20 protein-coding genes are annotated in these 21564 nt (G+C 56.6%); 10 read left to right on the top strand and 10 right to left on the bottom strand.

The genetic code is table 11. The annotated features are described in order from the left end of the window. The first annotated feature begins 11 nt into the window (after positions 1-11). The 6 genes from ACMGGH_RS06255 to araD all read left to right on the top strand — a co-directional run bounded on the left by ACMGGH_RS06255 (position 12) and on the right by araD (position 6084). Positions 12-938, top strand: coding sequence for a DUF4862 family protein (locus ACMGGH_RS06255; RefSeq protein ID WP_219357966.1), 927 nt, complete (start codon positions 12-14; stop codon positions 936-938). Positions 939-980: 42 nt separating this feature from the next. Beyond that, the gene (locus ACMGGH_RS06250; protein WP_232949099.1) at positions 981-2300 is read left to right on the top strand and encodes an MFS transporter; all 1320 of its coding nucleotides are present in this window, start codon (positions 981-983) and stop codon (positions 2298-2300) included. 76 nt (positions 2301-2376) lie between these two features. Continuing rightward, positions 2377-3882 (top strand): FGGY-family carbohydrate kinase, encoded by a 1506-nt coding sequence (locus tag ACMGGH_RS06245; RefSeq protein WP_232949100.1) that lies wholly within the window; start codon positions 2377-2379, stop codon positions 3880-3882. Continuing rightward, the gene (gene ulaD / locus ACMGGH_RS06240; RefSeq protein WP_232949101.1) at positions 3879-4532 is read left to right on the top strand and encodes a 3-keto-L-gulonate-6-phosphate decarboxylase UlaD; all 654 of its coding nucleotides are present in this window, start codon (positions 3879-3881) and stop codon (positions 4530-4532) included. The genes ACMGGH_RS06245 and ulaD overlap by 4 nt, the downstream gene beginning before the upstream one ends. A gap of 2 nt (positions 4533-4534) precedes the next feature. After that, a complete protein-coding gene (locus tag ACMGGH_RS06235) occupies positions 4535-5395 on the top strand; it encodes an L-ribulose-5-phosphate 3-epimerase (RefSeq protein ID WP_232949102.1) in 861 nt (286 codons plus the stop codon). After that, complete coding sequence (gene araD / locus ACMGGH_RS06230) at positions 5389-6084, top strand: L-ribulose-5-phosphate 4-epimerase (protein WP_041911632.1); 696 nt, start codon at positions 5389-5391, stop codon at positions 6082-6084. The genes ACMGGH_RS06235 and araD overlap by 7 nt, the downstream gene beginning before the upstream one ends. On the opposite strand, the gene ACMGGH_RS06225 is transcribed toward araD, so the two are convergent. Next, positions 6085-6903, bottom strand: coding sequence for a helix-turn-helix domain-containing protein (locus tag ACMGGH_RS06225; RefSeq protein ID WP_045260037.1), 819 nt, complete (start codon positions 6901-6903; stop codon positions 6085-6087). A 225-nt stretch (positions 6904-7128) separates the two neighbouring features. Between ACMGGH_RS06225 and ACMGGH_RS06220 the strand changes: the two genes are divergently transcribed. Next, a complete protein-coding gene (locus tag ACMGGH_RS06220; protein ID WP_192971807.1) occupies positions 7129-8529 on the top strand; it encodes an MFS transporter in 1401 nt (466 codons plus the stop codon). 10 nt (positions 8530-8539) lie between these two features. After that, a complete protein-coding gene (locus ACMGGH_RS06215; protein ID WP_232949103.1) occupies positions 8540-10489 on the top strand; it encodes a glycoside hydrolase family 127 protein in 1950 nt (649 codons plus the stop codon). Between the two features lie 43 nt (positions 10490-10532). Here ACMGGH_RS06215 and ACMGGH_RS06210 read toward each other — a convergent pair whose 3' ends face one another. The 3 genes from ACMGGH_RS06210 to ACMGGH_RS06200 form a co-directional block, all read right to left on the bottom strand. Continuing rightward, positions 10533-10937 (bottom strand): type II toxin-antitoxin system HicB family antitoxin, encoded by a 405-nt coding sequence (locus ACMGGH_RS06210; protein WP_045260040.1) that lies wholly within the window; start codon positions 10935-10937, stop codon positions 10533-10535. Positions 10938-10951: 14 nt separating this feature from the next. Next, the gene (locus ACMGGH_RS06205; RefSeq protein ID WP_041911637.1) at positions 10952-11137 is read right to left on the bottom strand and encodes a type II toxin-antitoxin system HicA family toxin; all 186 of its coding nucleotides are present in this window, start codon (positions 11135-11137) and stop codon (positions 10952-10954) included. A gap of 209 nt (positions 11138-11346) precedes the next feature. Beyond that, positions 11347-12087, bottom strand: coding sequence for a MipA/OmpV family protein (locus ACMGGH_RS06200; RefSeq protein WP_420299082.1), 741 nt, complete (start codon positions 12085-12087; stop codon positions 11347-11349). Between the two features lie 117 nt (positions 12088-12204). On the opposite strand from ACMGGH_RS06200, the gene ACMGGH_RS06195 reads away from it, so the two are divergent. Beyond that, positions 12205-13170 carry a LysR family transcriptional regulator gene (locus tag ACMGGH_RS06195; RefSeq protein ID WP_232949104.1) on the top strand — a complete coding sequence of 322 codons (966 nt, stop codon included), beginning with the start codon at positions 12205-12207 and terminating at the stop codon, positions 13168-13170. On the opposite strand, the gene aldB is transcribed toward ACMGGH_RS06195, so the two are convergent. Beyond that, entirely contained in the window at positions 13167-14705 is a 1539-nt protein-coding gene (gene aldB / locus ACMGGH_RS06190) for an aldehyde dehydrogenase AldB (protein ID WP_041911639.1), read from the bottom strand. The genes ACMGGH_RS06195 and aldB overlap by 4 nt on opposite strands. Positions 14706-14870: 165 nt before the next feature. Between aldB and ACMGGH_RS06185 the strand changes: the two genes are divergently transcribed. After that, positions 14871-15755, top strand: a complete 885-nt coding sequence (locus ACMGGH_RS06185; protein ID WP_028015053.1) for an ROK family protein — start codon at positions 14871-14873, stop codon at positions 15753-15755. Between the two features lie 3 nt (positions 15756-15758). On the opposite strand, the gene selB is transcribed toward ACMGGH_RS06185, so the two are convergent. From selB to ACMGGH_RS06160, 5 genes are all read right to left on the bottom strand, one after another. After that, positions 15759-17597: a selenocysteine-specific translation elongation factor gene (selB, locus tag ACMGGH_RS06180; RefSeq protein WP_232949105.1), complete on the bottom strand. Its 1839-nt coding sequence runs from the start codon at positions 17595-17597 to the stop codon at positions 15759-15761. Further along, complete coding sequence (gene selA, locus ACMGGH_RS06175) at positions 17594-18979, bottom strand: L-seryl-tRNA(Sec) selenium transferase (protein ID WP_232949106.1); 1386 nt, start codon at positions 18977-18979, stop codon at positions 17594-17596. Before selA ends, selB begins: the two co-directional genes overlap by 4 nt. Before the next feature lie 103 nt (positions 18980-19082). After that, the gene (locus ACMGGH_RS06170) at positions 19083-19691 is read right to left on the bottom strand and encodes a glutathione S-transferase (protein WP_045260044.1); all 609 of its coding nucleotides are present in this window, start codon (positions 19689-19691) and stop codon (positions 19083-19085) included. A gap of 90 nt (positions 19692-19781) precedes the next feature. Further along, on the bottom strand, positions 19782-20918 hold the full coding sequence (locus ACMGGH_RS06165) for an HlyD family secretion protein (protein ID WP_232949107.1): 1137 nt from the start codon (positions 20916-20918) through the stop codon (positions 19782-19784). Positions 20919-20920: 2 nt separating this feature from the next. After that, a complete protein-coding gene (locus tag ACMGGH_RS06160) occupies positions 20921-21277 on the bottom strand; it encodes a DUF3302 domain-containing protein (RefSeq protein ID WP_028015048.1) in 357 nt (118 codons plus the stop codon). Positions 21278-21564 lie beyond the last annotated feature (287 nt).

Here is a 21564-nt window from a genome sequence, read left to right as displayed (position 1 = left end):
AGGAACGCGAAATGACCAACACCGGTTTTATTATTGGTGCGTACCCCTGCGCACCCTCGTTTCACCAGAAAGGGGAACAAGAAGAACAATCCTTCTGGCGGGAACTTTCCGACACACCGTACATACGAGGGCTGGAACAACCTTGCCTGGAAAACCTTCATCCTTTCGGTGACGAGTGGCTGTTCCGTCATACGCCGGACGAGTGGCAAATCGTGGTCACGGCGGTGATGGAAACCATGCGCCGTCGTGGCACGAACGGCGCATTTGGTCTGGCATCAGCAGACGAAGAACAACGTAAAGCATGCGTTGAATTTTACCGGCATCTGCACCAGAAAATTGACGCTGTAAATGTGCGTTTTCCGGGAAAAGTCATAGCCCTGGAGATGCAGGCGGCGCCGCAGGCCGGGAATGCATCCGTCGAACAGGCCACCGAGGCATTCTCCCGCTCAATCCGCGAAATTGTGAGCTGGAACTGGTCTTGCGATCTGGTGCTGGAACACTGCGATGCCATGACCGGACCTGCACCGCGTAAAGGTTTTTTACCCTTAGAACAGGTGCTGGAGGTGGTAAACGGAACCGACATCAGCGTCTGCATCAACTGGGCACGGTCGGCCATTGAAGGCCGTAATTCCACCGTTCCGCTTGAACACGTTCAGGCCGCATGTAAAGCCGGAAAATTGGGCGCGCTGATGTTCTCTGGCACCACCACACGCGGCGAATATGGCGAGTGGCAGGATCTGCACGCGCCGTTTTCTTCGTTCTGTGCCGACAGTTTAATGACGACTGAACAGGCTACATCACTCTTTACTGCGGCGAGCGCCGCAACATTGAAATTCTCCGGTATTAAATTACTGGAAATAAATGCTAATGCTGATGTCAGCCATCGCATCGCCATTTTGCGTGACGGTATTAGCGCTATGAAAAAAGCGACACAATAAAAATAAAAACATATTCCGATTACATTCACAGAGACATTAACTATGAATATTTCAACGAATGCTCTACATGCGGATATTCCGCGCCAGCGCTGGCTAAGAATCATTCCACCTATTCTTATCGCCTGCATTATTTCTTACATGGACCGCGTAAATATCGCCTTTGCGATGCCCGGAGGTATGGATGAAGAACTGGGTATTTCCGCCACCATGGCAGGCCTGGCAGGCGGGATCTTCTTTATCGGCTATCTGTTCCTGCAGGTTCCGGGTGGCAAGATTGCTGTTCATGGTAGCGGCAAGAAGTTTATCGGTTGGTCCCTGGTCGCCTGGGCAGTCATCTCAGTCCTGACCGGTATTGTCACCAACCAGTATCAGTTGCTGGTGCTGCGCTTCTTACTCGGCGTGGCGGAAGGCGGGATGCTGCCTGTTGTGTTAACGATGATAAGCAACTGGTTCCCGGATGCCGAACGTGGCCGCGCCAACGCGATTGTGATCATGTTCGTGCCGATTGCCGGGATCATCACCGCGCCACTTTCTGGCTGGATTATCACCGCGCTCGACTGGCGCTGGCTTTTTATCATTGAAGGTTTGATGTCCATAGTGGTGCTGGTGCTGTGGGCGTTCACCGTTTACGACCGTCCGCAGGAAGCCCGCTGGATCTCAGAGGCCGAGAAAAACTATCTGGTGCAAACGCTGGCCGCTGAACAGCAGGCCATCGCCGGAAAAGAGGTGAAAAATGCCTCATTGAGCGCCGTGCTTTCCGATAAAACCATGTGGCAATTAATCGCCCTGAACTTCTTCTACCAGACCGGGATTTACGGTTATACCCTTTGGCTGCCCACCATCCTGAAAGAGCTGACGCACACCAGCATCGGCCAGGTCGGGGTGCTCGCCATTCTGCCTTACATCGGTGCCATTGCGGGGATGTTCCTGTTCTCTACGCTTTCTGACCGCACCGGCAAGCGCAAGCTGTTTGTCTCCCTGCCGCTGATTGGCTTCGCACTTTGCATGTTCCTCTCCGTGGCGCTGAAGGCAAACACCTGGCTGGCCTATGCCGCGTTGGTCGGCTGCGGATACTTCCTGCAGTCCGCCGCTGGGGTGTTCTGGACGATTCCTGCACGTCTGTTTAGCGCCGAAATGGCAGGCGGTGCGCGCGGTGTGATCAATGCGCTTGGTAACCTCGGCGGATTCTGCGGCCCTTATGCGGTAGGCGTACTGATAACGCTGTACAGCAAAGACGCGGGAGTTTACTGCCTGGCGATTTCTCTGGCACTGGCTGCGCTGCTGGCATTGCTGTTGCCAGCGAAATGTGATGCCGGAGCAGAACCCAATCCCACGGTGAATCCGCATAAACGTGCGGCCTGATGCCCTCACCCAACCCACTAAACCGAACCGTAGGCCGGGTAAGCGAAGCGCCACCCGGCGAATAAGTGAGATGAAGATGAGTGAAAAAGAGCCCTTCTGGCTGGGTATCGATTGTGGCGGTACTTATCTGAAAGCCGGGTTATACAACCGCCAGGGAAAGGAAATGTGTATCGAACGTCGCTCGGTTGCCACGCTCAGCCCACGCGCAGGCTATGCGGAGCGGGATATGCACCAGCTCTGGCAGCACTGCCACGCTACCGTCGCCACGCTGCTCAAACGTTCAGGCGTAGACGGAGAGCAGATCAAAGGCGTCGGCATTTCTGCTCAGGGCAAAGGACTGTTTCTACTCGATAAGCAGGATCGGCCCCTGGGCAACGCCATGCTCTCTTCTGACCGCCGGGCGCTGGAGATTGTGCAACGCTGGCAGCAGGACGGCATTCCAGAAAAACTCTATCCGCATACGCGCCAGACGCTGTGGACCGGGCATCCGGCCTCGCTTCTGCGCTGGGTAAAAGAGAATGAGCCTCAGCGCTTCGAGAAAATTGGCTGCGTGATGATGGCGCACGATTATCTTCGCTGGTGCCTCACCGGCACCAAAGCCTGCGAAGAGAGCAACATTTCGGAGTCCAATCTCTACAATATGAATACCGGCCAGTACGACCCACAGCTCACACGCTGGCTCGGTATCAGCGAAATTGACGGCGCCCTGCCGCCGATTGTCGGTTCAGCAGAAATTTGCGGGGAAATCACCGCTCAGGCAGCCGCCCTGACCGGTCTCGCGGCGGGTACGCCCGTCGTTGGTGGACTGTTTGATGTGGTTTCCACCGCGATCTGCGCCGGGCTACACGACGAACACACGTTGAATGCCGTAATGGGCACCTGGGCCGTCACCAGCGGGATTGCGCATGGCATCCGCGACAGCGAGCCGTTCCCCTACGTCTATGGCCGCTACGTTCATCCGCAACAGTACATCGTTCACGAAGCCAGCCCGACTTCCTCCGGCAACCTGGAGTGGCTCACCGTGCAGTGGGGCGATATGTCATTCGATGAAATCAACCATGCCGTCATCGGTCTGCCAAAAGCCGGAAGCGATCTGATTTTCCTGCCATTCCTCTACGGCAGCAACGCGGGTCTGGAGATGACCAGCGGTTTCTACGGCATGCAGGCGCTACACACCCGCGCGCACCTGCTGCAGGCGGTTTACGAAGGCGTGGTATTCAGCCACATGACCCATCTTAACCGCATGCTTGAGCGCTTTACCGAGGTGCAGGCACTGCGCGTCACGGGTGGCCCGGCCCATTCGGACGTGTGGATGCAGATGCTTGCGGACGTCAGCGGTCTGACAATTCAATTACCCCAGGTAGAAGAGACTGGCTGTTCCGGTGCCGCGCTGGCCGCACTGGTCGGTACAGGCATCTATCCCGATTTCCACACGGCGCAACGCGCCCTTAAACATGACATCCGGGTGATTGAACCCGACATGAACGCCCATGCGGCCTATCAACGCAAATATCACCGCTATCAGTTACTGATTTCAGCATTACAGGGCTATCACGCCCAGGTTAAGGAGCACGACCTATGAGCCGACCATTACTGCAGCTGGCGCTCGATCACACCTCACTTCAGGCCGCGCAGCGCGATGTTGCCCTGCTTGTGGATTACGTCGATATCGTCGAAGCCGGTACCCTTTTATGTCTGACCGAAGGACTAAGCGCCGTCCGCGCGCTGCGCAAACAGTGCCCGGAGAAAATTATCGTGGCGGACTGGAAAGTGGCCGATGCCGGGGAGACGCTGGCAGAACAGGCGTTTGGCGCGGGCGCGAACTGGATGACCATTATCTGCGCCGCTCCGCTGGCCACCGTTGAGCGAGGCCACGAGGTGGCACTGCGCCGCGGAGGAGAAATCCAGATAGAGCTCTTTGGTAACTGGACGCTGGACGACGCGCGCGCATGGCAACGTATCGGCGTAAAACAGGCGATATACCACCGGGGAAGAGACGCGCAGGCCAGCGGTCAGCAGTGGGGTGAGACGGATCTCGCCAGAATGAAAGCCCTCTCAGATATCGGTTTACAGCTTTCGATTACCGGCGGCATCACGCCTGCCGATCTCCCCCTGTTTAAGCAAATCAACGTCAAAGCGTTTATCGCCGGGCGCGCGCTGGCGGGCGCGGATAATCCGCCGCAGGTGGCACAGGCATTCCATTCGCAAATCCGCGATATCTGGGGAGCGTAACCATGCGTCAGCATCCGTTAGGTATTTATGAAAAAGCGCTGCCGAAAGATCTCTCCTGGCCGGAACGCCTGGTCCTGGCGAAGAGCTGCGGATTCGATTTCGTTGAGATGTCGGTTGATGAAACCGACGAGCGTTTATCGCGCCTTGAGTGGAGTACCACGCAGCGCGCCTCTCTGGTTGAAGCGATGCTGGAAACCGGGGTGTCTATCCCTTCTATGTGCTTGTCTGCCCACCGGCGCTTCCCGTTCGGCAGCCACGACGAAACGGTGCGCCAGCGCGCCCGTGAGATCATGACCAAAGCCATCAGGCTGGCACGCGACTTAGGTATTCGCACCATTCAGCTTGCGGGTTATGACGTCTATTACGAAGAGCACGATGAAGGTACTCAACAACGTTTTGCCGAAGGACTGGCATGGGCCGTCGAGCAGGCCGCCGCCGCACAGGTGATGCTGGCGGTCGAGATCATGGATACCGCATTTATGAATTCCATCAGCAAGTGGAAAAAGTGGGACAGCATGCTCGCCTCGCCGTGGTTCAGCGTTTACCCGGACGTTGGCAACCTGAGCGCGTGGGGTAACGACGTTACCGCCGAGCTGACGCTGGGCATTGACCGCATTGCGGCTATTCACCTGAAAGATACCCAACCCGTTACCGCGCAAAGCCCCGGACAGTTCCGCGATGTACCGTTTGGCGATGGCTGCGTCGATTTTGTCGGCGTGTTTAACACGCTGAATAAGCTGAACTATCGCGGCGCGTTTCTGATTGAAATGTGGACCGAAAAAGCCAAAGAGCCGGTGCTGGAGATTATCCAGGCACGCCGCTGGATTGAAGCCCGTATGCAGGAAGGAGGCATGACATGTTAGAACAACTCAAAACCGAGGTACTGGCGGCAAACCTGGCGCTGCCAGCCCACCAGCTGGTGACCTTTACCTGGGGCAACGTCAGCGCAATAGATCGCGAAAGCGGCATGATGGTCATCAAGCCGTCCGGCGTGGAGTACGACGTGATGACGGCGGAGGATATGGTGGTGGTGAACATTGCCACCGGCCTGGTGGTCGAAGGCAGTAAAAAACCCTCCTCTGACACACCAACCCATCTGGCACTGTATCGCCGTTATCCGGAGATTGGCGGCATCGTACATACCCATTCCCGCCACGCCACCATCTGGTCTCAGGCGGGACAGGATTTACCCGCCTGGGGCACGACGCACGCAGACTATTTCTACGGAGCGATCCCCTGCACGCGGCTGATGACCACGGCAGAAATTGCCGGGGAATACGAATACCAGACGGGCGAAGTGATCATTAAAACCTTCGAGGAGCGCGATCTCAGCCCAATGCAGGTCCCGGCGGTACTGGTTCACTCCCACGGCCCGTTCGCCTGGGGCAAAGACGCTGCCGATGCGGTACACAATGCCGTCGTGCTGGAAGAGTGCGCCTATATGGGCCTGTTCTCACGCCAGCTCGCACCACAGTTACCGGCTATGCAGCAGGCGCTGCTGGACAAGCATTATCTGCGCAAGCACGGGGCGAACGCCTATTACGGGCAGTAATCAACCGGAATTAATATGCTCCTTACAGTACCGCCGTTTCCAGACGGCGGGGGTTAACCCGGTATGCTTCGAGAATATCTGCCGGAAATATCCCACGTCGTTAAAGCCGCAGCGCGCTGCGACCTCGGTTAATGACGCAGCGTCGTTGAGCAGGAGTTTTTCCGCCGCCCTGACGCGCTGGCGATGTATCGCCTCCGTCAGGGTTAAATGGAAAGTCCGGCGAAAGACGCGCCCGAGATAATCTGCATTACAGTGCAACGCTTTTGCCAGCTGCGAGGTGGATATCGGTAAATGAAACTGCGTGCGAATAAGCTGTTTTGCCTTCCATGCCATCGCCGCGCCGGCCTGATCTGCGCTGTCTTCATATCCTGAAGAGTTCGACACCTGCTGTAAAATCAATAATAAAATCATCTCCAGCGCCAGGCTACGCCGTAATTTCTCCTGCTCGCTGAGAAATTGACGAAAGAGCGCAATCACATATTCCGCATCCCTTACGCGGCAGTGTTGTTCTATTGCCAGAGGAGCAGCGTTAGGTAACGTTGGATCTTGCGGCTCCACCTCAAAATGCAGCCAGTAAAAGCGCAGGTCCGCCGGGAAATCCTCCACGCCCACATGCCGACGCTGCGGCCAGAGCAATAAACTCTCACCCGCATTAACATCAAAAACATGATTTTCTTCCTGGATCGTTAAAGTCCCTTTTTCGACAAAAATAATCTCCCATGATGTTAATTTTCGCGCAGGGTGGCGGCCCACTCCGCGGGAGATAAATAGCCCGCCATTTTGAACCTTAACCGGAAGCGCTATGGATAATTCGAGCATGGATATTCACCATTCCGCTTTTATTGTCGTTAATATTCGACTTACCCGTTGATTATTAATCAATATTAAAATATCTGTCCGATCGGAATCACATTTTTATCATCAGGTCGGAATCGTCACCTTTTTATACTTTTCCCTTCCCTTGTTGGCCTTCCCGTTCGATGCAGAATAAAGAGGTACCCAGCATAAATACGATAATAAATTCGATCTCCGAGGAGTTACTTCATGACTTCCACACCGATTACAGACGCAGACGCTGCAAAACAGAAAGTCGATGACCGGCTGTCCGTCCGCGAGAAAATGGGCTACGGCCTGGGCGATGCGGGCGGCACGGTAATTACCTGCCTGATCATGAACTTTCTGACCTTTTTCTATACCGATGTATTTGGTCTCACCCCTGCGCTGGTGGGCACGCTGTTTATTGCCCTTCGCGTGTTTGACGCCATTTCCGATCCGGTGATGGGCGTCATTGCTGACCGCACGCAGAGCCGCTGGGGCCGATTTCGTCCCTGGCAGCTGTGGGTCGCCGTCCCGATAGGCATTATCGGCGTAATGACCTTCACCGTTCCGGAAGCCAGCATGGGCGTGAAAATCGCCTGGGCGTTCGGCACCTATTTGCTGTTATCCGTGGGCTATACCGCCATCAACGTGCCCTACTGCGCGCTGATCAACACCATGACCACCCGCCACAACGAGGTGATCGCCTGCCAGTCCTGGCGCTTTGTGTTGTGCGGCGTGGCGGGCTTTCTGGTCTCCGTTGGCCTGCCGTGGCTGGTAGCGGAGCTGGGTCAGGGCGATGCCGCGAAGGGTTATCAACTGGGCGTTGGCGTGCTGTGCGCTATCGCCGTGGTGATGTTCTTGTGCTGCTTCTTCTGGGTTCGTGAACGCGTTCCGCTGGCGTTGATGGGCAAATTCACCCTGCGCGAGCACCTGGCGGGCCTGCGTAAAAACGATCAGCTGCTGCTGATGTTGTTGATGTCGTTTCTGCTGATCAACGTCTTCAACATTCGCGGCGGTGGATATATGTACTTTATCACCTACGTGCTTCAGGGCAGCACGGCGTACACCTCGCTGTTTTTCACCATGGTGACCTTTGCCGCTATTCTGGGCGCGGTGATCGTCAGCCCGCTGTCGCGCCGTATTGATACCGTCAAACTCTACTACTACACCAACCTGGTGCTCGCTGCGCTTGCGGTGGGCATGTGGTTTCTGCCGGGTGGCCCGGCGCACCAGACGCTATGGCTGATCGTCATTTTAAGCAACGGCGTGATCCTGGGCTTCACCCTGCCGCTGCACTTCTCGCTAATGGCTTTTGCCGATGACTACGGCGAGTGGAAAACCGGCGTGCGTTCGTCGGGCATGAACTTCGCCTTCAACCTGTTTTTCATCAAGCTTGCGTGGGCGTCCAGCGCCGGGATTATCAGCCTGGTGTTTATTGCCGTGGCCTATCAGCCAGGCGCGGGCAACCAGACGCCAGCCTCACTACAGGGCATCACCGCCATGGAGACGCTGCTGCCTGCCCTTTTCCACCTGCTGCTGGCGGTCGCAATCCGCTGGTGCAGGCTTAATAACCCAATGATGTTGCGCATTTCCACCGACCTGCGCCAGCGTCACGTACCGTCCTGAGGAGAACGCTATGTCCATAATGGAACCCGACCTGCACCAGCTGAAAATCAACGATCCGTTTCTCGGGCAATATCAACGGCTGGTCCGTGACGTGGTGATCCCTTACCAGTGGGATGCGCTAAACGACCGCGTGGCGGAGGCAGAACCCAGCCACGCCATCGCTAACTTCCGCATCGCGGCCGGGCTGGAACAGGGGGAGTTTTACGGGATGGTGTTTCAGGACAGCGACGTGGCGAAATGGCTCGAAGCCGTGGCGTGGTCGCTGTGCCAGAAGCCGGATGCAGCACTGGAAAAAACCGCCGACGAGGTGATTGAGCTGGTCGCGGCGGCGCAGTGTGAAGATGGCTACCTCAACACCTACTTTACGGTAAAAGCCCCCGAGGAACGCTGGACGAATCTGGCCGAATGCCACGAGCTGTACTGCGCCGGGCATATGATTGAAGCTGGCGTGGCGTATTTCCAGGGAACCGGAAAACGTCGCCTGCTGGACGTGGTGTGCAGGCTGGCGGACCATATCGACAGCGTGTTTGGCCCGGGAGAAACACAGCTACACGGTTACCCTGGTCACCCGGAAATCGAGCTGGCGCTGATGCGGCTGTACGACGTCACGCAGGAGCCGCGTTATCTCAATCTGGTGAAATACTTTATTGAAGAACGCGGCGCGCAGCCTCACTTCTACGATAGCGAATACGAGAAGCGCGGCAAAACATCTTACTGGAACACCTATGGTCCGGCGTGGATGGTCAAGGACAAAGCCTACAGCCAGGCGCATCTGCCCCTTGCGGAACAACAAACGGCCGTCGGCCATGCCGTGCGTTTCGTCTATCTGATGGCGGGCATGGCGCATCTGGCGCGCCTGAGCAACGACGAGGGGAAACGCCGGGACTGTCTGCGTCTGTGGAACAACATGGCGCAGCGCCAGCTGTACATTACCGGCGGGATTGGCTCGCAGAGCAGCGGGGAGGCGTTCAGCAGCGATTACGATCTGCCCAACGATACGGTGTACGCCGAAAGCTGCGCCTCAATCGGCCTGATGATGTTCGCCCGCCGGATGCTGGAGATGGAGGCAGACGGCCACTACGCCGACGTGATGGAGCGCGCGCTGTACAACACGGTGCTGGGCGGGATGGCGCTGGACGGTAAGCATTTCTTTTATGTCAATCCACTGGAAGTGCATCCGAAAACGCTGGCCTTTAACCATATCTATGACCACGTGAAGCCGGTGCGTCAGCGCTGGTTCGGCTGCGCCTGCTGCCCGCCGAATATCGCCCGCGTGCTGACCTCGCTGGGGCACTACATTTATACCGTTCGTCCGGATGCGCTGCTGATAAACCTGTACGTGGGGAACGACGTCGCCATTCCGGTGGGCGATAACGCCCTACAGCTGCGCATTAGCGGTAACTATCCGTGGCAGGAGCAGGTAAAGATCGAAATCACCTCGCCGGTTCCGGTCACCCACACGCTGGCACTCAGGCTGCCGGACTGGTGCGCGGAGCCTGTCGTTTCACTGAATGGCGAAGCCATTACCGGTGAAGCGTCACGCGGATATCTCTACCTCAACCGCCGCTGGCAGGAAGGCGACACCCTGACCCTGACGCTACCGATGCCGGTCCGCCGCGTGTACGGTAACCCCCAGGTGCGCCAGCAGGCGGGTAAAGTCGCGCTACAGCGCGGGCCGCTGGTTTACTGCCTGGAAGAAGCTGATAACGGCGCCAACCTGCATAACCTCTCCTTGCCCCGAGATAGCGAGTTCCGGGTGTATGAAGGCAAAGGCATTTTCGCGCATAAGATGCTAATACAGACAGAAGGGATTGGGTGTCACATGAAGGAAACGGATGCGTTGTGGCAGTACGACCGCTCGCCGGTACAGCGTCAGCCCCGTACGTTGACCTTTATTCCCTGGTTTAGCTGGGCTAACCGGGGAGAAGGGGAAATGCGGATATGGGTGGATGAAGGCTGAATAGCGGCGGTCTGTTGCCCTCACCCACGGGAGAGGTTGAACGCTATGGCAGCACGCGACGTGCTGCCTCAGCCAGAAATGCGCTTCGATTACCGAACTGAGGATGCTCGCTGACAAAGGAATCAATCTTTACCAGCAAACGTCGAGGCATCGTGATGTTAATACGCTCGGCTCTGCCGTCAAACTGCTTCATATTAATATCCACCAGCAACCATTGCCCGCCCGTGAAGTCGTCAGGGTGATTTTCAAGGTGCACTTCGACATTTCCCGGAAGAGGCAATGCTTCATCCATTTCAAACAGCGCTTCGAAGTGCGCGGTGAGCGCCTCACGTGCATCCTGAAAAGCGTCGTCCAGGGAATCACCTGCAAAAAAACAGCCTGGAACGTCAGGAAAAAAGCCGCTGGCGCTGCCGTCGGTGTCAGAATGAATGTAAGCCGGATAAAACATAACTACTCCTGATATCAGTGTTTAATTCCCGCCTGCCGCCATATCTGCGCGAGCGTGCCCGGTTTAATATCCTTCTTAGGATGTGGGACAGTAACCAGCCCTTTCTGTTCGGGATGGCGAAACTGATGATGGCTTCCTTTCGTTCTGACACATTTCCAGCCGTGGCCGATCAGAACGGTAATGACATCCGCACTTTTCACATCCCAGTCCTTCCATGATTATACACATGATACACACCATTACTATCGGGTCGAATCACATTAGCGCATAAGGAACATCAGTGCAGCCGTGTTTTGGCGGAACAGGAAGAAGCATCGAGAAATGAAAAAGGAATACGTTGTATTGCAGATAAAAATGCAGGCAAGATCGTAGGCCGGGCAAGGCAACGCCGTCGCCCGGCTTTACCGCATCAGAAGCGCCAGGTCAGGCCGGTCATTAGCGCGAAGCTATCATCGCGGTCGATCATCGGGCTGTTCTTCACGTCATCAGGCAATACGGTGTAGACCGCGCTGGCGTTGAGGTACAGCTTCTGGGTTAACTGATATTTAGCTGCCAGACCAACGTAGGGCGTCCAGCTGTCGCCGGCGGTGTATTGATCCAGACCTGAGCGGCGTGACTCGCTGCCGGATACGCCGTAGTAGTAGTCGTTATAGCTCTCGTCGCTGTAAAAAACACCGACAGAAGGCGTCAGGGTCAAACGCTCCATCCTGATTGGACGGAAGTAGGATACCTCGCCCACCACGCCGCCGCTTTCATCCGTGGCATCGCCTGAAACCGCCACTTTCAGAGAACCCCAGCTTTCGTGGTGGTAGTACGCACCGCCGAGGAACGCAGAGGCTTTACGCTCATCAAGCTGCTTCATCTGGTGGTCGTCGTTATCATCCGGATCAAAATGCAGCGGCATCCAGGATGCGGTCAGGCTGAGTTCATTTTTTGCGTCTTTCCACAGGATCCATCCGCCCGTGGTCTGGCGAACATAGAAGAGATCGCCCTCATAGCTAATTAACGGCACCGCGGTGGTATTTTCGTTATAGCCTTTATAAGGAGACTCATTAAATACGGCCCCCGCGCCAAGTGAAAAGTCACCGGCCATTGCAGAAGAGGTTGCAAATAACGTGGCAGCAATCAGTAAATTGTATTTAATAGTCATGTGAAGTAATCCATTTATACGCCAAATAAGCGGGGCGAATAATAATGGTTACAAATTTGCCTGTGCAACGCTGCAGTTTATATAATATTATATATAAAACCATATAGATGGGTGCGCATGATGAATAAATTACAGCTAAAGCCACGCGAGTTAAAAATAATCTCCGTCATCGCAGCCACCCACAGCATTGGTGATGCCGCCGCCCTGCTGGGCATGGCGCAGGCCAACGTCAGTAAATATCTCTCGGATTTTGAAACGCGGGTTGGGCTTAAGGTTTTTGAGCGCACCACCCGCCAACTCGCTCTGACGCAGTTCGGTGAGGCGTTGCTCCCCTATGTCGACGCCACGCTGGACAAAAACACGCAACTTATTAATTTCATTGCCGATTATAAGCATGAAAAGCGTGGAAAAGTCACGATTTACGCCCCAACGGGCATCGTGACCTATCTCGCGCGCCACGTGATCCACCAGATAAAGGACATCGGGGATATTCGCATTTCCCTGAAAACCTACAACCTGGACCGCAACGAATATTCAGAAGGTGTGTCCTTCCCGGATGACTGTGATATTTTAATTACCTATGCTCAGCCAAAAGATGAAAGCCTGGTCGCCAGCGTATTAACAAAATATTCCGTCACTGCATTCGCAACCCAGGAATATTTAAATAAACATCCTTTAACCGGACCTGAAGATTTAATTAATCACTCCTGTATTCTAATCGACTCCATGCTGGTCGACGACGCCAACATCTGGCGTTTTCGCATGCATGGCAGTGATGATGTGCATGATTATCGGGTAACCGGAAACTATATTTGCGACAATACCCAGACGGCCCTGGAGCTGGCAAGAAATAATCTTGGCATTGTGTTCGCGCCGAAAGAAAGCCTGAAGAAGGAATTAACGCAAGGCACGCTGGTCCCCTGTTTCCCGCATCAGGAAGAGTGGTGGCTCGATCTGACCGCCATCTTCCGCAAGCGCGAATATCAGCCCTGGCGCGTACAATATGTTCTGGATGGTGTCCTCAACTGCCTGCGCCAGCAAATTGTTCAGGCCGTCCATGGACGGCCTGAACTGGGTGGTTAGAATAGCCCCAGCGGTTTATCGGAGTAGCTGACAAGCAGACATTTCGTCTGCTGGTAATGCTCCAGCATCATCTTGTGCGTTTCACGCCCGATTCCCGACTGCTTATACCCGCCAAATGCCGCGTGAGCCGGATAGGCGTGGTAGCAGTTGGTCCATACGCGCCCGGCCTGTATACCCCTGCCCATTTTATAGGCCAGGTTGCCGTTGCGGCTCCAGACTCCCGCCCCCAGGCCATACGGCGTGTCGTTGGCAATCTCCAGCGCCTCCTCCATCGTTTTGAAGGTAGTCACCGCCAGCACCGGTCCGAAAATCTCCTCCTGGAAGACGCGCATGTTGTTCTGCCCGAACAGGATCGTCGGCTCAAGGTAATACCCTTCCTGCAGATCTCCGCCGAGCACCTTACGGCGACCGCCGGTCAGGATATCCGCCCCTTCCTTCTTGCCGATATCGATGTAGTTGAGGATAGTCTCCAGCTGGCCATGCGAGACCTGTGCCCCCATCTGCGTAACGTTATCGAGCGGGTTACCGCTGCGGATAGACTCGACGCGGCGAATGGCCCGCTCCATAAAGCGCTCGTAGATGGACTCCTGCACCAGCGCGCGGCTTGGGCAGGTGCAGACTTCGCCCTGGTTAAAGGCAAACAGCGCAAACCCTTCCAGCGCCTTGTCGAAGAAAGCGTCCTCTTCTTCCATCACGTCCGCGAAGAAGATGTTCGGGGACTTCCCGCCCAGCTCCAGGGTCACGGGAATGATGTTTTGCGTGGCGTACTGCATAATCTGCTGGCCCACTTCCGTCGACCCGGTAAACGCCACTTTAGCGATCCGTTTTGAGGTGGCCAGATATTCCCCTATCTCACCGCCCGCGCCGTTCACCACGTTAATCACCCCCGGCGGCAGAAGATCGGCAACAATTTCCATCAGCAGCAGGACAGAGAGCGGGGTTAAACGCGCCGGTTTAAGCACAATGCAGTTCCCGGCGGCCAGCGCGGGTGCCATTTTCCAGCTCGCCATCAGCAGCGGGAAGTTCCACGGAATAATTTGCCCGACGACACCCAGCGGCTCGTGGAAGTGGTACGCCACGGTGTCGCTATCTACCTCGCTTATTCCGCCCTCCTGCGCGCGAATACAGGAGGCAAAATAGCGGAAGTGGTCGATAGCCAGCGGCACGTCTGCCGCCATCGTTTCCCGGATCGGCTTGCCGTTATCCCAGGTTTCCGCCGTCGCCAGCAGCTCCAGGTTCTGCTCCATCCGGTCGGCGATTTTGAACAAAATGGCCGCGCGCTCCTGAACGGAGGTATGGCCCCATTTATCTTTCGCTTTGTGCGCCGCATCCAGCGCCAGATCGATATCCCGCTTGCCGGAGCTGGCAATCTCGCACAGCGGCTGGCCGGTAACGGGCGTCAGGTTGGAATAGTATTCGCCGTCGACGGGGGCCACCCAGTCGCCGCCGATAAAATTGTCATAACGGGGCTTCAGCTTGAGGGGAAAACCATACTCGCCGGGCTGGATACGCGAAGAGGGAGGATTGTTTGTCATGACCGTCTCCTTGCTGTTGGTGTACAACAAGGGTAGTCCCGGCTGGCGGTTTTCTCGCCAGTGGGTGACGGGTTTACGAGCCGTATCACGGATTACCGTACTTTACGTTTCGTTTCTGCCACTGAGCCATACTTAACAGCTCAAGGGCTCATGAGGAACGATGCGATGCAGCTGTTTATCGGTTTTGACGTAGGCGGAACCCACATCAAACACGGCGTGATTGATGAAAATGGCAAGGAGCTGACGACGGACGAGTACGATACTCCTGAGGATAAAAACACCTTCAAAAAGAAGTGGAAAGCGGTAGTTGAAGCGTATCAGGACGAACACGACATCGTCGGTATCGGCGTGAGCTTTCCCGGCCATATTAACCACCACAGCGGCGAAGCGGCAAAAGCGGGCGCGCTCGACTATCTCGACGGCGAAAACCTGTGCGAACTCTTCGCCGGGCTGACCGACCTTCCCGTCACCGTGGAAAACGACGCCAACTGTGCGGCGCTGGGCGAGCGCTGGCAGGGCGCGGGTAAGGACTACGAGCATTTCGTCTGCATCACCATCGGCACGGGCATCGGTGGCGGGATTGTGATGGAAGGCGATCTTTATCGCGGGTCGCATTACCGCGCCGGCGAATTTGGCGTGCTGCCCGTGGGTAATAACGGCGAACCCATGCATGACGTGGCGTCGGCCAGCGGCCTGATGAAAGCCTGTCGTCGCGCGCTGGCCGTATCAGAAGAAGAGATGCCTGACGGCGAGGAGCTGTTTAAACGCATGGAGAGCGACGTGCATCTGCGTGAGGCCATTGAGGAGTGGGCCCATTGCCTCTCGCGCGGCGTTTACAGCGTAATCTCGATGTTCGATCCACAGGCAGTGCTGATTGGCGGCGGGGTAAGCGAGCAGGAGAAAATCTATCTCCTGCTCGATAAGTACCTGCAGCGATTCGAGGAGTGGGAGGCGCTCAAGGTGCCCATTCTGCCCTGCGAGCTGGGTAACCAGGCGGGGAGGCTGGGCGCGGTATGGCTGGCTAAGCAGAAACTCTCCCGCCGCACGTAGCGCTCAGGGGAACAGCTGCGCGTCGCGAAGCAGATGGTCATTACCCCGGCGACGCGTAAAACCGATGCGGTTGAAATATTCCAGGATCTGGATCGCCAGCTTGCGGCCAACGTTCAGCCGGTCGCGGAAATCGGCTGCGCAGGTGGAGCCGCGCGCCTGATCCAGTTCGCGGATCAGGTTAGCAAACGCCACAATGCGATCGTTACGGTAATAACGATCTTTCACGATCGCGACTATCAGCCCCTGCTGCGCCGCATGGCGCAAAACCTGCCGCATTACCTGCTCGTCGGTGTTCGTTTCACGCGCCAGATCGCGAACCCACCACGGTTCATCGCCAAACAGCGAGGCCACTTTTTGCCAGATTGCCTCCTGCTCTGCGGTGAACCCGGCTTTGTGATCCGGCAGATGCAGCCAGCCGTGATGGCTTTTAATCACCCCGCTTTCGCGCATGTTTTCAATCAGCAGCAGCACCAGCGCATCGTCTTCCATCGGCAGCGCCATGCGTCGCAGGCGCTCGCGACCAGGACCGGGTTCATCCTGATGCTGTTCATGGTAAGTGGCGAGCGTGTTCAGGATCTTACGCTGCCAGTTTGCCGCAACCGGCGCATCGAGCAGGCTGTTGCCGGCCTGAATAAAGCCCGGCTGTTGGGTCAGCTGATGCAACCCTTCGCCGCTCAGCTGGCGTGCCCATGCAAAATCACTCAGGCTCACGGCCCCGCGCTCAAGATGCACCCGCAGCGCGGCGTTATCATCCTGAGCCTGTGCAAGCGCAGCCAGCCATTGCAGGTATTCAGGCTTACGCTTGCCGCGTCGCGGCGGGTTCAGCGTCACTACCCGCGCCCCGGCCAGCGTTTCCCGTGCGGAAATGTCCCGCAGTACCAGACGGTCGTTATCCGCCAGCCAGAGCGGCGAATCAAAAACCAGTTCGGCAAGATCGTTTTCCAGCAGGGACACGCGCCCGGTGATATGGCTGGCCGCGTGGTGAATATGCAGCGGCTGCCATTGGGTCAGCGGGACGTTTGTCTGCAGGGAGACGATGACGCGTTCAGACGGCTCGGGCGGGGCGTCGGCCAGCAGCCAGTCGCCGCGGTTAAGCTGCTCTTTTTCCGCATCCCCGGCAATGTTGAGCGCGATCCGCTGCCCGGCGTGGGCGTGCTCCGCAGGCTGATTTTGCGCATGTAAGCCGCGCACGCGCATCGGTTTATTAACGCCCGTCAGCCAGAGGCTATCGCCCACTTTCACTTCACCGCTTAACGCCGTACCGGTGACCACCAGCCCCGCGCCTTTGACGGTAAACGCCCGGTCAATCGCCAGACGGAAGCGGTGGTGGCTGGCGTGCTCACGCGACGAAAGCTGCTGTAAATGGTGGCGAAGTTCGCCGATACCGCGCCCTTCTGTCGCTACGGTGACAAAAAGCGGTGCATCGGCAAAACCATATTCCCGTAAGGTCGCCTGCACCGCTTCGCGCACCTCGCTGACGCGCGCGTCGTCAACGCGATCGGCTTTAGTCAGCGCCACGGTCAGCTGCGGGTTGCCTGTCAGCTGGAGGATCGCCAGATGCTCACGGGTTTGCGCCATCACGCCGTCATCGCAGGCCACTACAAGCAGGGCATGATCGATGCCCCCCACGCCCGCCAGCATGTTGGAAAGAAATTTTTCATGCCCCGGAACATCAATAAAGCCCAGCACGCGGCCATCGGGCTGGGGCCAGTAGGCATAGCCAAGATCGATGGTCATGCCGCGCTTTTTCTCTTCCGGCAGACGATCGGCGTTTATGCCGGTAATTGCCTGCAGTAACGTGGTTTTTCCGTGGTCGACGTGACCGGCGGTGGCAATAATCATTTCAACAACATCTCCAGAAATCGCTCTTCATCTTCAAGGCAGCGCAGATCCAGCCACATGCGGCCGTCGTAAATCCGTCCGATAACCGGCGTCGGCAGGGCACGCCAGCGCAACGACAGGGCCTCCAGGCGGCTACCGCGCCCGTCACGCGGGGTGAAGGTGAGCGCTTGACTCGGCAGCCTGTCCACCGGCAGCGAACCGCTGCCAATTTGCGACTGGCAGGGCTCAATGCGAACGTCAAAATCGGGGTAGTGCGGGGCAACGCGCGGCAGCAGCCGTTCGGCCTGGGCGCGAATCGAGGCGGCATCCCGGCTTAACAGACGCAACGTGGGCAGGCGGTCAGCCAGTTTTTCCGGATGGAGATAGAGCCGCAGCGTCGCGTCCAGCGCGGCAAGGGTCATTTTATCGGCCCGCAGGGCGCGTTTGAGCGGGTGCTGCTGCAGCTGCGCAATCAGCTCGCGCTTGCCGACGATAATTCCGGCCTGCGGCCCGCCCAGTAGTTTATCGCCGGAAAAGCTGACCAGGCTCACGCCCGCGGCAATCATCTCTTGCGGCATCGGCTCTTTAGGCAGCCCGTACTGGCTGAGATCCACCAGCGAACCGCTGCCGAGATCGGCAATCACCGGAATATTCAGCTCGCGCCCAATCGCCGCCAGCTCGGCCTCTTCAACCGTTTTGGTGAAGCCTTCAATATGATAATTGCTGGTGTGGACCTTCATCAGCAGGGCGGTGTTTTCATTCACCGCCGCGCGATAATCTTTCGCATGGGTACGGTTAGTCGTACCCACTTCATGCAGCGTGCAGCCCGCCTGGCGCATCACGTCCGGGATGCGAAACGCCCCGCCAATCTCCACCAGCTCGCCGCGGGACACCACCACCTCTCTGCCGCTCGCGGTCGCCGCCAGCATCAGCAGCACCGCCGCCGCGTTGTTATTCACAATGCAGGCATCTTCCGCGCCGGTTAGCTGGCAGAGCAGATCCGCCAGCGCGCGATCGCGATGCCCGCGCCCGGCGCCGTCCAGATCGTACTCCAGCGTCACCGGCGAGCGCATGGCCTGCACGACCGCAGCCACCGCCTCTTCCGCCTGCTGGGCGCGTCCCAGGTTGGTGTGCAGCACGGTCCCCGTCAGGTTGACCACCGGGCGTAACGCGCTTTGCGCCTTCTCACCCAGCCGATGCTCAACTTCCTGCTCCCACGCTGCGCACCAGTCGGGCAAGGCGTTTTCGGCCTGGATATGGCCTCGGGCTTCATCCTGAAGCAGACGTAACATCTCCACCGTCGCGGTATGGCCGAAGCGCTCAACGGCAGCGTGAATGCGGGGCTCGCGAAGAAGTCGGTCGGTCGCGGGGATCTGGCTGTACAGCGAATGATGAGTAGTCATGAAAGCGCCTGGCGAGTAAATATCTTCCCCCCTCCCGACGGGAGAGGGAGTTAACATATGGAGGGATTGTACCGCCTCCGACGCCGAAGTGTTATAACCCGCGTCAAGCCTTTGGCGGTTCGGTGCGGGCAAAGCTCTCGCGGCTAAAGAGCGTTTCTGCGAGTTTCACCAGCAGCGGACGGTCAACGCACCAGCCAGGGGACACCCGGCGGAAGTTGAGATAGCCGATGGCGCAGGCGATGGCGATGGTTGCCAGGTCCAGGCTGTCGGTGTGGATCTTGCCCTCCCGGATAAGCTTTTCACACATATCCAGACTGCGGCTGATTTTTTCCCGCTGGCGCAGCAGCTCGCTTTCTGACTGCTGGGCGGCGGGCCTTGCCTGCTCGCGAACGGAGGTGAGTGCTGCATCCATAATGCCGTCGGCCAGGGCTTCAATTTGCTTCACCGCCAGCGCCGCTTTAGGGTCAGACGGCAGCATTGCCGGGGCAATGCCCAGCTGTTCGACATACTCCGCAATAATGGGGGAATCGAACCAGTATTCGCCCTCGTCCGTCACCAGCGCCGGAACTTTCCCCAGCGGGTTATACTGCGCGACGCCGTTTTCGGCGTTGTAGGGCTGTTCATTAACGAATTCAAATTCAATCCCTTTCTCCAGCAGGAGAATCGAGATTTTTCGCACGAAGGGACTGGTGTAGCTACCGATGAGTTTCATTGCCTGATCCTTGATGCCGGGAAAAAGTCAGTATGGATCAAGCGATGAAAAAAGGGCAGATATGCGTGTCGCATTCCCGCCCCGGAAGGATTAGTGATCGAGATAGAGGTAGTGCATCCAGCTGGTCATACGCAGCAGCACTTTACGCATCACCGAGACGTGGGCGAAATGATCCGAATAGACCGCCACCTGGGCATAAATACCGTCCGGCAAAGCATCGACGTCGGCGTTAGGCTCCAGTTCAATCAGCGCCTGTACGCCATCCGTACCCGGCGCAACGGTCAGTGCCTGCAATGCGCCCTGCGCCTGATACGACCCGCCCGGCACTACCGGCAGAACGCTGGTGAGCTTACCGGTGAAAATCTGGCCCGGCAGCGCGTTAAATACCACTTCCGCTTCATCGCCCGGCTTCAGACGCAGCAGCGAGTTCTGACGGAACTGGGCCACAATCTGGCGCTTCTGTTCAGGAATGAAGACCATCACCGGGCGCAGCGGCAGCGCGGCGGCATAGGTTCCCGGACGGATCAGCACCTGGGTGATATAGCCATTGCTCGGCGCGCGCACCACGGTCTGATCGAGGTTGTATTTCGCTTCAGCAAGCTGGGCGCGTAACGAGGCAATCTGCGACTGCTCGCCGTTCACCATGCTGTCCAGCTGGCTTTGAATCTGCGTCTGTTCAGCAACGGAGCCTTTCACCATGGCATCCTGCGCCAGATAGTTCTGCCGCGCGTTATCAATATCGCTTTCAGAGAACGGATTCACCTTCGCCTGGCTGCCTTTGAGGTAGCGCTGATAATCTTTATATAGTCGATCGCGCTCAGCGGAGACGCGTGTCGTATTGGCAACCGCTTCCGAAAGCTGCGCTTTCAGAGTGTCGATATTGTGCGTCGCGGTCACCAGGTCCGCCTTCAGTCTGTCGACGCGCGCCTGATAGCGGACCGGATCCAGTTTAAATAACACTTCGCCTTTTTTAATGAGCTGGTTATTTTTATCGGTCACTTCAGTAACCACCCCCGTGACCTGCGGCGTAATCGGAATGGAAATTACCGCTTTTTGCGCCGTAAAGGTATACGGATGGTTATAGTTCATTAGCAGAATGAGTCCGGCAACAATAAACACCCCGCCTAACGTCGCGGTAGCAAGCGTCCACTGATTTACCGGAATACGGAATATTTTAAAGATTGCCCAGGCAAATGCCACATAGGTCAGAATAATCAACAGATCCATGATTAGCGCTCCAGCGTGTTTTTATCATCAGAGGGCTGAACCGCTGCCAGCTTGTGTTCTAACTCGGCCACGCGTTTGGCCAGCGCATCCATCCCCGGAACCTCATCAGGCTTAGTAATGTGGTTCTGCATGCCCCAGCCGCGATCTTCGCGGTACAGCGTGGCCCAAATCCACAGGAACGGCCAGATGGCATGAAGTGTAAACAGGCTAATCCAGCCTGCCGTATGAATAGCATCGGCATGGGGATGATTACGCTTTTTAGCCATATTATAGGGGATGTCATGGATGGCGATGATTCCGTAAAAAAGAACCAGAAATACAAAAATCAACACGCCCAGCGCGAAATAGTTGAGAAACATAATCTCCTCACTTAAACAACGTCAACTCATTACATTAATAAAACAGCACGCAGCCTAATTAATTTATTTTTAAATTTAAAAGGCACGCTGATTATTTCAGAGCCGGGGAGTATCGGTTTTTATAATATCTCCACGCAAGTTTATAAGCGTGTCAAAATATATCCTGAATAATAATATACTCAACCTTACATTATGAGCGTAATTCAGGTTTCAACTTTCCGCCATACTACATATGAAAACTGTTTTATTAGCTTTCCGTGTTGCTCGAGGCCGTCCTGACGCCGATC

The organism is Enterobacter sp. BNK-16, from assembly GCF_048684955.1.
Lineage (GTDB): Bacteria > Pseudomonadota > Gammaproteobacteria > Enterobacterales > Enterobacteriaceae > Enterobacter > Enterobacter bugandensis.
This window is presented reverse-complemented; position numbering and strand designations above follow the sequence as displayed.

Bases quoted from the DNA above. Each gene is read 5' to 3' on its own strand.
- ACMGGH_RS06210 (WP_045260040.1), bottom strand. From the start codon at position 10,937: ATGTTTTATCCGGCTTACATTCATTCTGACACCGACGGCAGCGCCAGC.
- ACMGGH_RS06200 (WP_420299082.1), bottom strand. From the start codon at position 12,087: ATGACTATTAAATACAATTTACTGATTGCTGCCACGTTATTTGCAACC.
- ACMGGH_RS06185 (WP_028015053.1), top strand. From the start codon at position 14,871: ATGCAGCTGTTTATCGGTTTTGACGTAGGCGGAACCCACATCAAACAC.
- ACMGGH_RS06195 (WP_232949104.1), top strand. From the start codon at position 12,205: ATGATGAATAAATTACAGCTAAAGCCACGCGAGTTAAAAATAATCTCC.
- ACMGGH_RS06215 (WP_232949103.1), top strand. From the start codon at position 8,540: ATGTCCATAATGGAACCCGACCTGCACCAGCTGAAAATCAACGATCCG.
- ACMGGH_RS06220 (WP_192971807.1), top strand. From the start codon at position 7,129: ATGACTTCCACACCGATTACAGACGCAGACGCTGCAAAACAGAAAGTC.
- aldB (WP_041911639.1), bottom strand. From the start codon at position 14,705: ATGACAAACAATCCTCCCTCTTCGCGTATCCAGCCCGGCGAGTATGGT.
- araD (WP_041911632.1), top strand. From the start codon at position 5,389: ATGTTAGAACAACTCAAAACCGAGGTACTGGCGGCAAACCTGGCGCTG.
- ACMGGH_RS06255 (WP_219357966.1), top strand. From the start codon at position 12: ATGACCAACACCGGTTTTATTATTGGTGCGTACCCCTGCGCACCCTCG.
- ACMGGH_RS06160 (WP_028015048.1), bottom strand. From the start codon at position 21,277: ATGTTTCTCAACTATTTCGCGCTGGGCGTGTTGATTTTTGTATTTCTG.
- ACMGGH_RS06245 (WP_232949100.1), top strand. From the start codon at position 2,377: ATGAGTGAAAAAGAGCCCTTCTGGCTGGGTATCGATTGTGGCGGTACT.
- selA (WP_232949106.1), bottom strand. From the start codon at position 18,979: ATGACTACTCATCATTCGCTGTACAGCCAGATCCCCGCGACCGACCGA.
- ACMGGH_RS06225 (WP_045260037.1), bottom strand. From the start codon at position 6,903: ATGCTCGAATTATCCATAGCGCTTCCGGTTAAGGTTCAAAATGGCGGG.
- ulaD (WP_232949101.1), top strand. From the start codon at position 3,879: ATGAGCCGACCATTACTGCAGCTGGCGCTCGATCACACCTCACTTCAG.
- ACMGGH_RS06250 (WP_232949099.1), top strand. From the start codon at position 981: ATGAATATTTCAACGAATGCTCTACATGCGGATATTCCGCGCCAGCGC.
- selB (WP_232949105.1), bottom strand. From the start codon at position 17,597: ATGATTATTGCCACCGCCGGTCACGTCGACCACGGAAAAACCACGTTA.
- ACMGGH_RS06235 (WP_232949102.1), top strand. From the start codon at position 4,535: ATGCGTCAGCATCCGTTAGGTATTTATGAAAAAGCGCTGCCGAAAGAT.
- ACMGGH_RS06165 (WP_232949107.1), bottom strand. From the start codon at position 20,918: ATGGATCTGTTGATTATTCTGACCTATGTGGCATTTGCCTGGGCAATC.
- ACMGGH_RS06170 (WP_045260044.1), bottom strand. From the start codon at position 19,691: ATGAAACTCATCGGTAGCTACACCAGTCCCTTCGTGCGAAAAATCTCG.